The sequence below is a fragment of the Burkholderia sp. Ac-20384 genome (assembly GCF_017104605.1).
In the GTDB taxonomy this organism is placed as follows: domain Bacteria; phylum Pseudomonadota; class Gammaproteobacteria; order Burkholderiales; family Burkholderiaceae; genus Burkholderia; species Burkholderia lata.
Genome location: NZ_JAAGPE010000643.1, coordinates 1 through 1328, shown reverse-complemented (window position 1 = coordinate 1328; position 1328 = coordinate 1). Strand labels below are relative to the sequence as shown.

Sequence of the window (1328 nt, the reverse complement as noted above, 5' to 3'; positions counted from 1 at the left end):
GCCAACCTCACCGATACGCTCGCCGCGTCGCTGAATGCGCTCACGCCCGCGCTCGCGCAGTTCGGCGCCGAAGGGCTCGCGCCGTTCCTGCCCCGCTGGCATGCGCTGCACGCGTACGCGGGACGCGAAGTCGTGCTGCTCGAACAGGGTGTCGAACGCGTGCGCGGCATCGCGACCGGCATCGACGCGACCGGCCAGCTGCTGCTCGACACGCCGGACGGCGTGCAGGCCATCGCCGCCGGCGACGTGTCGCTGCGCGAAGCGCAATGAACGAGCCGCACCTGCTGATCGACGCCGGCAACAGCCGGATCAAGTGGGCGCTCGCCGATGCGCAGCGCACGCTCGTCGAGACGGGCGCGTTCGGCCACACCCGCGACGGCGGCGCCGATCCCGACTGGTCGACCCTGCCGCGTCCGCGCGGCGCGTGGATCTCGAACGTCGCGGGCGCCGACGTGGCCGCCCGGCTCGACACGCTGCTCGACGCCCGCTGGCCGGGCCTGCCGCGCACGACGATACGCTCGCGCCACACGCAATGCGGCGTGACGAACGGCTATACGACGCCCGACCAGCTCGGCAGCGACCGCTGGGCCGGCCTGATCGGCGCGCACGCGGCGTTTCCGGGCGAACACCTGCTGATCGCGACGTTTGGCACTGCGACGACGCTTGAAGCGCTACGTGCGGACGGCCGCTTCACGGGCGGGCTGATCGCGCCGGGCTGGGCGCTGATGATGCGCGCGCTCGGCACGCATACCGCGCAGTTACCGACGCTGACTACCGACATCGCGAGCGGCCTGCTCGCCGGCGCGCAGGCCGAGCCGTTCCAGGTCGACACGCCGCGCTCGCTGTCGGCCGGCTGCCTGTACGCGCAGGCCGGGCTGATCGAACGCGCGTGGCGCGATCTCGCCGACGCATGGCAGGCACCCGTGCGGCTCGTGCTGGCCGGCGGCGCGGCGGACGACGTCGCGCGTGCGCTGACGCTCCCGCATACGCGTCACGATGCACTGATCCTGTCCGGGCTCGCGCTGATTGCCGCGGAAGCGGCGGCCGCAACGGCGGCGCAGGCGTGACGGACGGAAAGGCGCCGGCATCGCGCCGGCGCGTGGCGACGCAAGCCCGGGCGGACCTGCGTCACGATGACGGTGAAAGATGCGCGGCGCCACGATGGCGACCTACACGCACGGTCAACGGCAGGAATGAAAAAGCCGGCGATGCGGCCGGCCCGATTGAATGACGTGAACCACGTCAATGACGACGAGGAGTATCGACGATGCTGCGCTGGCTGATCGCTGTTCTCTTTCTCGCCAACATGCTGGCGTTCGTGGTGGCGA

1 protein-coding gene and 1 pseudogene are annotated in these 1328 nt (G+C 71.6%); both read left to right on the top strand.

Features of this window, described 5'->3' with window-relative positions; genetic code table 11:
* Positions 1–270 (top strand): annotated as a pseudogene (locus tag G3O00_RS42560) (biotin--[acetyl-CoA-carboxylase] ligase); the annotation flags it as partial.
* On the top strand, positions 267–1067 hold the full coding sequence (locus G3O00_RS42555) for a type III pantothenate kinase (RefSeq protein ID WP_011353349.1): 801 nt from the start codon (positions 267–269) through the stop codon (positions 1065–1067). The pseudogene G3O00_RS42560 and the gene G3O00_RS42555, both read left to right, overlap by 4 nt.
* Positions 1068–1328: the final 261 nt, after the last annotated feature.

What these genes read in the sequence shown, in the direction of transcription:
- G3O00_RS42555 (WP_011353349.1), top strand. Translation starts at nt 267, where the DNA reads ATGAACGAGCCGCACCTGCTGATCGACGCCGGCAACAGCCGGATCAAG.